This is a genomic window from Pseudomonas sp. MOIL14HWK12:I1 (genome assembly GCF_000510705.1).
GTDB classification, from domain to species: domain Bacteria; phylum Pseudomonadota; class Gammaproteobacteria; order Pseudomonadales; family Pseudomonadaceae; genus Chryseomonas; species Chryseomonas oryzihabitans.
This window is the reverse complement of sequence record NZ_AZNY01000003.1, coordinates 868,439-875,160: the sequence shown is the minus strand read 5'-3', so window position 1 is coordinate 875,160 and position 6,722 is coordinate 868,439. Positions and strand designations below refer to the sequence as shown.

At 63.7% G+C, this 6,722-nt stretch carries 7 protein-coding genes; 1 reads left to right on the top strand and 6 read right to left on the bottom strand.

Annotated features, from left to right (window positions below; all coding sequences use genetic code 11):
- Positions 1-466: 466 nt before the first annotated feature.
- The 4 genes from pssA to PSEK12I1_RS0104020 form a co-directional block, all read right to left on the bottom strand.
- On the bottom strand, positions 467-1,321 hold the full coding sequence (pssA, locus tag PSEK12I1_RS0104035; protein WP_007159688.1) for a CDP-diacylglycerol--serine O-phosphatidyltransferase: 855 nt from the start codon (positions 1,319-1,321) through the stop codon (positions 467-469).
- A gap of 165 nt (positions 1,322-1,486) precedes the next feature.
- On the bottom strand, positions 1,487-2,503 hold the full coding sequence (gene ilvC, locus PSEK12I1_RS0104030; RefSeq protein ID WP_007159689.1) for a ketol-acid reductoisomerase: 1,017 nt from the start codon (positions 2,501-2,503) through the stop codon (positions 1,487-1,489).
- Positions 2,504-2,529: 26 nt separating this feature from the next.
- Positions 2,530-3,021: an acetolactate synthase small subunit gene (ilvN, locus tag PSEK12I1_RS0104025; protein WP_007159690.1), complete on the bottom strand. Its 492-nt coding sequence runs from the start codon at positions 3,019-3,021 to the stop codon at positions 2,530-2,532.
- A gap of 2 nt (positions 3,022-3,023) precedes the next feature.
- A complete protein-coding gene (locus PSEK12I1_RS0104020; protein WP_027597553.1) occupies positions 3,024-4,748 on the bottom strand; it encodes an acetolactate synthase 3 large subunit in 1,725 nt (574 codons plus the stop codon).
- A gap of 398 nt (positions 4,749-5,146) precedes the next feature.
- Between PSEK12I1_RS0104020 and PSEK12I1_RS0104015 the strand changes: the two genes are divergently transcribed.
- Positions 5,147-5,611: a DUF4124 domain-containing protein gene (locus PSEK12I1_RS0104015; RefSeq protein ID WP_007159692.1), complete on the top strand. Its 465-nt coding sequence runs from the start codon at positions 5,147-5,149 to the stop codon at positions 5,609-5,611.
- A gap of 1 nt (position 5,612) precedes the next feature.
- On the opposite strand, the gene PSEK12I1_RS0104010 is transcribed toward PSEK12I1_RS0104015, so the two are convergent.
- Together PSEK12I1_RS0104010 and PSEK12I1_RS0104005 are read right to left on the bottom strand one after the other, a co-directional pair.
- Positions 5,613-5,939: a YqcC family protein gene (locus PSEK12I1_RS0104010; protein WP_027597552.1), complete on the bottom strand. Its 327-nt coding sequence runs from the start codon at positions 5,937-5,939 to the stop codon at positions 5,613-5,615.
- Positions 5,939-6,691 (bottom strand): M48 family metallopeptidase, encoded by a 753-nt coding sequence (locus tag PSEK12I1_RS0104005; RefSeq protein ID WP_037006632.1) that lies wholly within the window; start codon positions 6,689-6,691, stop codon positions 5,939-5,941. The genes PSEK12I1_RS0104010 and PSEK12I1_RS0104005 overlap by 1 nt, the downstream gene beginning before the upstream one ends.
- Positions 6,692-6,722: the final 31 nt, after the last annotated feature.

The following is a 6,722-nucleotide window of genomic DNA, read 5'->3' as shown; positions in this document are numbered from 1 at the left end:
ATCAGACTTATCTCACAAGCACCCACACGAATTGCTTGATTCAACTTGTTAAAGAGCAGTTGGTTGCGACCGTGTCGCTAACCGAGGCGCGCATTCTACGCTGTCCTCACATCCTGTCAAGCGTTGATTTGAACTTTTTCGTTTCAACTCAACCACTTGCGCTTGCCTGACCGGTCTAGCCAATCTCGGCAGCGGGAGGCGAATCCTACAGCATCCCAAGACGCTGTCAACCCCTCCGCTTCATTTCGTTGCCACCCGAAGGTGAGAACCAAATGGCGAAGAATCCGTGGACCCTTCGTCCGGCTCAGACCTAAGTGCTTGATTTTCAAGCCGCTTCAGCGTCTGCGCCGGAAGTGGAGCGCATTATAGGGGAGTTTCAGGACAGGTCAACAGGTTATTTTCAGAAAGGCCAAAAAAAGAAAGGGGCTGCTCGCGCAGCCCCTTTCTTATAGCCCTCTCGATGCCGCTAGGCACGGCCGATACGGCGATTGCGCCAGAGGGTGGTGAAGGGTCCGGAGACCGCATAGGCCAGGAAGCCCAGCAGCAGGACGCGCGGCGGGTCGGTAAAGACCACGGCGAAGACCAGCACGGCGATCAGGATGACCACGAAGGGGACGCGTCCTTTCAGGCCCAGGGTCTTGAAGCTCCAGTACTTGAAATTGCTGACCATGAGCATGCCGGCTGCAGCGACCATCAGGGCGACCAGCAGCGACAGCTTGGAGCCCTGGATGCCGAAGTCACTGAAGCACCAGACGGTACCGGCCACCAGGGCCGCCGCGGAAGGACTGGCCAGGCCGATGAAGTAGCGCTTGTCCACCGAGCCGATCTGGGTGTTGAAGCGGGCCAGACGCAAGGCGGCGCCGGCTACATAGATGAAGGCGACGGCCCAGCCGACATTACCCAGACCACTCAGGGCCCACTGGAAGGCCAGGATCGCCGGTGCGACGCCGAAGGCGACCATGTCGGAGAGCGAGTCGTACTGCTCGCCGAAGGCGCTCTGGGTATTGGTCATGCGGGCGACGCGACCATCCAGGCCATCGAGCACCATGGCGATGAAGATGGCGGCGGCCGCGGCCGAGAAGCCGGCGGAGGCGATGTCGTATTGCCCCTGGATGAAGGCGGTCTGAGCCGCGACACCCTTGATGATCGAATAGAGGCCGGCAAAGAGCGCCGCGGTGGTGAAGAGGTTGGGTAGCAGGTACACGCCACGGCGTCTGATCTTGCGCCCCTGGGCGTCCTGCGTCTCCTCGATGTGTTCATCCACGGGGATGAGGCCGTCGGTGGCTGTGTTGGACGGGGTTTCTTCGGGACGCTCGCTCATGGATTTTCCTTGGGCATTACCTGACGGATTGGACTGACCTCTTGAGGATAGGGTTCAGCCTAACCTCCCATGCTAAGGCATTGCCGGGGTCGTGGGCAGTGCAATAAAAAACGCGGCCGAGGCCGCGTCCTTTACCGCTCGTTACAGGGCTGGCGCCCTGTCCGATCAGTTCTTGGTCTTGTCGACGATCTTGTTCGACGCGATCCAGGGCATCATCGCCCGCAGCTTCTCGCCGACCTGCTCGATCGGGTGAGCCGCGTTGTTGCGACGGTAGGCGGTCATGGAAGCGTAGTTGGACGCGCCCTCGGCCACGAACATCTTGGCGTATTCGCCGTTCTGGATGCGCTTGAGCGCATTCTTCATGGCTGCGCGCGACTCGGCGTTGATGACCTCGGGGCCGGTCACGTACTCGCCGTACTCGGCGTTGTTGGAAATCGAGTAGTTCATGTTGGCGATACCGCCTTCGTACATGAGGTCAACGATCAGCTTGAGTTCGTGCAGGCACTCGAAGTAGGCCATTTCCGGCGCGTAGCCGGCTTCGACCAGAGTTTCGAAACCGGCCTTGACCAGCTCGACCGCACCACCGCACAGCACGGCCTGCTCGCCGAACAGGTCGGTTTCGGTCTCGTCCTTGAAGGTGGTTTCGATGATGCCGGTACGGCCGCCGCCGACGCCGCAGGCGTAGGACAGGGCGACGTTCTTGGCATTGCCGGAAGCGTCCTGGTGGACGGCGACCAGATCAGGGATGCCGCCGCCCTTGACGAACTCGGAGCGCACGGTGTGACCCGGGGCCTTGGGGGCGATCATGATGACGTCCAGGTCAGCACGGGGCACGACCTGGTTGTAGTGGATAGCGAAACCGTGGGCGAAGGCCAGGGTGGCGCCCTGCTTCAGGTTCGGCTCGATCTCGTCCTTGTACAGCTTGGACTGGAATTCGTCGGGGGTCAGGATCATGACCACGTCGGCGGAGGCGACGGCGTCCTTGACCGGCTTGACGGTCAGGCCATGGGCTTCGGCCTTGGCCACGGTGGCCGAGCCACTGCGCAGACCGACGACGACGTCGACGCCGGAGTCCTTCAGGTTGCAGGCGTGGGCGTGGCCCTGGGAGCCGTAGCCGATGATGGCGACCTTCTTGCCCTGGATGATGGAAAGGTCACAGTCTTTGTCGTAGTAAACGCGCATTGCAGGTTCTCCTGGAAAAGGGGGTATCAGATGCTCAGGGCTTTGTCGCCACGGGAAATTCCGGTCACGCCGCTACGCACCACCTCGAGGATGGACGCGGCGCCGATCGCCTGGATGAAGCTGTCGATCTTCTCGCTGGTGCCCGCCAGCTGAATGGTATACACGCTGCTGCCGACATCGACGATCTGGCCGCGAAAGATATCGGTGGTGCGCTTGACCTCGGCGCGCTGGGCGCCGGTGGCCTTGACCTTGATCAGCAGGAGTTCGCGCTCGATGTGGGCACTCTCGGACAGGTTGACCAGTTTCACCACCTCGATGAGCTTGTTGAGGTTCTTGGTGATCTGCTCGACCGTCTCTTCCTGGCCGATGGTGGTCAGGGTCAGGCGCGACAGGGTCGGGTCTTCGGTCGCGGCGACCGTGAGGCTTTCGATGTTGTAGTTGCGCTGGGAAAACAGGCCGACCACGCGGGACAGGGCGCCAGGCTCGTTTTCCAGCAGCAGGGAGATGATGTGTCTCATGTTCAGGTCCGCTCCGTCTTGCTCAGCCACATGTCGCGCATCGCGCCATCCTTGATCTGCATCGGGTAGACGTGTTCGGTGTTGTCCACGGCGATGTCGAGGAAGACCAGGCGATTCTTCATGGCGAAGGCCTCGGCCATCATCGGCTTGAGGTCTTCCAGACGCTCGATGCGCATGCCGACGTGGCCATAGGCCTCGGCCAGCTTGACGAAGTCCGGCAGGGATTCCATGTAGGAGTGGGAGTAGCGGCTGCTGTACTGCATGTCCTGCCACTGGCGGACCATGCCCAGGGCACCATTGTTGAGGCAGACGATCTTCACCGGCAGGTCGTACTGCATGCAGGTGGAGAGCTCCTGGATGTTCATCTGCACGCTGCCTTCACCGGTGACGCAGGCGACGTCAGCGTCCGGGAAGTTGAGCTTGACGCCCATGGCCGCCGGGAAGCCGAAGCCCATGGTGCCGAGGCCGCCGGAGTTGATCCAGCGATTGGGCTTGTCGTAGCGGTAGTACTGGGCAGCGAACATCTGGTGCTGACCCACGTCGGAGGTGATGTAGGCATCGCCCGCGGTGACGTCGTACAGGGTCTCGATGACGGTCTGCGGCTTGATGATGCTGCCGTCGCCCTTGTCGTAGGGGAACATCTCGCGACCGCCGCGCCATTCCTCGATCTGCTTCCACCAGGCGGCCTGGTTTTCGGCACGGGGCTTCTCGCTCAGTTCGCGGACCACGGCGACCATCTCGGCGAGGACGCTGTCGACCGGACCGACGATGGGCACGTCGGCCTTGATGGTCTTGGAGATCGAGGCCGGATCGATGTCGACGTGAATGATCTTGGCGTTCGGGCAGAAGCGCGTGGCGCCGTTGATGACGCGGTCATCGAAGCGCGCACCCACGGCGAGGATGACGTCGCTGTGGTGCATGGCCAGGTTGGCCTGGTAGCTGCCGTGCATGCCGAGCATGCCGAGGAACTGGCGATCGCTGCCCGGGTAGGCGCCCAGACCCATCAGGGTATTAGTGACCGGCAGGTTGAGCAGGCGCGCCAGCTCGGTGAGGGCCGCGGAGGCACCGCCGAGGATGACGCCACCACCGGCATAGAGGATGGGGCGCTTGGCCGCCACCAGCATCTCGACGGCCTTGCGGATCTGCCCGGAATGACCGCGCTGCGCCGGATTGTAGGAGCGCAGCTTGATCTTCTTCGGATAGACGTATTCGTATTTCTTGGTCGGATCGCCCATGTCCTTGGGGATGTCGACCACCACCGGACCGGGGCGCCCGGACTCGGCGAGGTAGAAGGCCTTCTTGAGGACTTCGGGGATCTCGGAGGGGTGCTTGATGATGAAGCTGTGCTTCACGATCGGCCGGGAGATGCCGACCATGTCGGTTTCCTGGAAGGCGTCGGTGCCCACCATGTTGCTCGGCACCTGGCCAGACAGGACCACCATGGGGATGGAGTCCATGTAGGCGGTGGCGATGCCGGTGATGGCATTGGTCGCGCCGGGGCCGGAGGTCACCAGAACCACGCCGGCCTTGCCGGTGGCGCGGGCATAGCCGTCGGCCATGTGGGTGGCGGCCTGCTCGTGACGAACCAGGATGTGGTTGAGCGCCGGTTCCTTGAACAGGGCGTCGTAGATGTGCAGCAGGGCACCGCCCGGGTACCCGTAGATGTGTTTCACGCCCTCGTCGCGCAAGAAGCGGACGACCATCTCAGCGCCAGTTAATAGCTCCACGTATCACCTCATTCCACGCATGGCGAGCGCCCATCGGTGGACGCTCAAGGTTCGGTTGACTGCAAGGCAGAGCATGGGCGACGGTGGTCACCGACGATTCAGCTGCCTAGAAAGCCTTGTTGGAAGATTCCGATGAATGCTGGAGCTTCCACCCGACGCGAGGTAACGCGGTGCAGGGTATTTGACTGTGGCGGCGCGGGTAGGCACCTCATGGTCTGCCGAGCAGTCAGCTTTGGGCCGACTCGCTACAGCGAACTTTGGATTGTTCGCATTCGACCCGTGCAAGTCAAGCCGAACGGTGCAACCGGGCGCAATCGGTCGTCGGCGATCAGTCGTGATGAAAAGGTCGACGTCTCCTCTTATAGTGAAGTCCTGTCCTCTCCCCTTCCAGGATTCCCATGCGCTCGATCTTCTGGCTTTCCGCCCTGGCTTTCGCCTGCAGCCTGTCCGCCCAGGCCGCGCAGGTCTACAAGTGGACCGATGACAAGGGTGTCACCCACTTCAGTGCCCAGCCGCCCGAGGGCCAGAAGGCCAACGAGGTGGACGTGAAGACGGCGCCGCAGATCAATGGCAGTGGCACTGCACCCACCTACAAGATGCCCAACGGTGCCCAGCAGCCATCGGTGTCCAATGATGCCCAGCAGCAGGAACTGGATCGCCGGGTGAAGGCGCAGGTGCGCGAGGAGCAGAACAAGCTCAAGGAGCAGTGCGATCAGGCGCGCCAGAATCTGGCGCAACTGCGCAACAATCCGCGCATCCTGGTGCAGTCCGGGCGGGGCGAGACGCGGCGGCTGAGTGAAGAGGAACGTCAGCAGCGGCTGGCCGAGACCCAGCTGTCCATCGAGCAGAACTGCGGCAAGTAACTCAGGCGCTTTCGATGATGCGGTCGAATTCGGCCAGGGACGCAAGCAGGGGCAGGACGGGGTCGAGATTGCCCTGGTAGACCATCTCGGCCATCGGCCGGATGCCCGAGCGCGCCGGCAGGGCCGCATCGCTCTCGATGATCAGCTTCATCCGCGGCACGAAGATCCACTGCAGCCACTGGGCGAAACTCAGGGTATCAACGCAGAAGGGCTCCTGGCTGGCCAGGGCTTCTGCGCTGGGCGCCTGCGCCGACCACCAGCCGAGCAGGCGCAATTCACGCTCGATCTGCAGCAGCTGATCGGCCAGGGCGGGCAGGCGCTCGTCCATCAGGTACCCACCTGCGCCTTCTGCCGGGCCAGGGCGGCGCCGGAGGCATCGCCCTGGGCCTCGCGGGCCTGGGCGATCAGTTGCCAGAGACTGGCCTGCAGGGCCGGGCGGCCATTGGAGTAGGTCAGGGCGCGCCGGGCCAGTTGCTCGCCCTGGGCCGGATCGTTCTGCGCCAGGCGCACCTGGGCCAGGCGATAGAGCACCTGGGGCTCGCGCGGGGCGATGCGCTGGGCGCGTTCCAGGCTCGAGGAGGCGCCGTTGAGATCGCCGCCGCTCTGCTGTTGCTGGGCGGTGGTCAGCAGGGCCAGCACCGGACCGTCGAGTTGTTCGTCGGCAGCCAGGCCACCACCACTGGAATTGCTGGTGGCGGGAATGCCGGTCGGCGCCGTACTGGCAGCCGCGGAGCCGCCCGGGGTGGCAGGCGGATAGACCGGCTGCGAATAGCTCGGCTGCACCGGCGCCTGGGCAGGCGGTGCGCTGGGGCTGGACGAGGTGATCAGCGGCGCCGAGGCCGCCGGTGCGGCATAGGTTTCCAGCGGCGCGGAGCTACCGCCCGGCACCATGACGGTCACCCCGGAATCGGCCGGCGCGCTGGGCGCGGCGGCCACGGGGGCCTGACGTTGCGCCGGCAGGGGCCGGTTGTTGCCCTGGCGATAGAGTTCGCCGTTGGACACCGGACCGCCGGAATCGACCACGGGGATGGCGCCACGCTGCGGCGCGGCGCAACCGGCGAGGAGAACACCGGCGATCATCACCGGCCAGACTGCTTTCGTCACCTTGGGA

Coding starts and splice junctions, on each gene's coding strand:
- PSEK12I1_RS0104010 (WP_027597552.1), bottom strand. CDS start 5,939: ATGGACGAGCGCCTGCCCGCCCTGGCCGATCAGCTGCTGCAGATCGAG.
- PSEK12I1_RS0104015 (WP_007159692.1), top strand. CDS start 5,147: ATGCGCTCGATCTTCTGGCTTTCCGCCCTGGCTTTCGCCTGCAGCCTG.
- ilvN (WP_007159690.1), bottom strand. CDS start 3,021: ATGAGACACATCATCTCCCTGCTGCTGGAAAACGAGCCTGGCGCCCTG.
- ilvC (WP_007159689.1), bottom strand. CDS start 2,503: ATGCGCGTTTACTACGACAAAGACTGTGACCTTTCCATCATCCAGGGC.
- pssA (WP_007159688.1), bottom strand. CDS start 1,321: ATGAGCGAGCGTCCCGAAGAAACCCCGTCCAACACAGCCACCGACGGC.
- PSEK12I1_RS0104005 (WP_037006632.1), bottom strand. CDS start 6,691: ATGATCGCCGGTGTTCTCCTCGCCGGTTGCGCCGCGCCGCAGCGTGGC.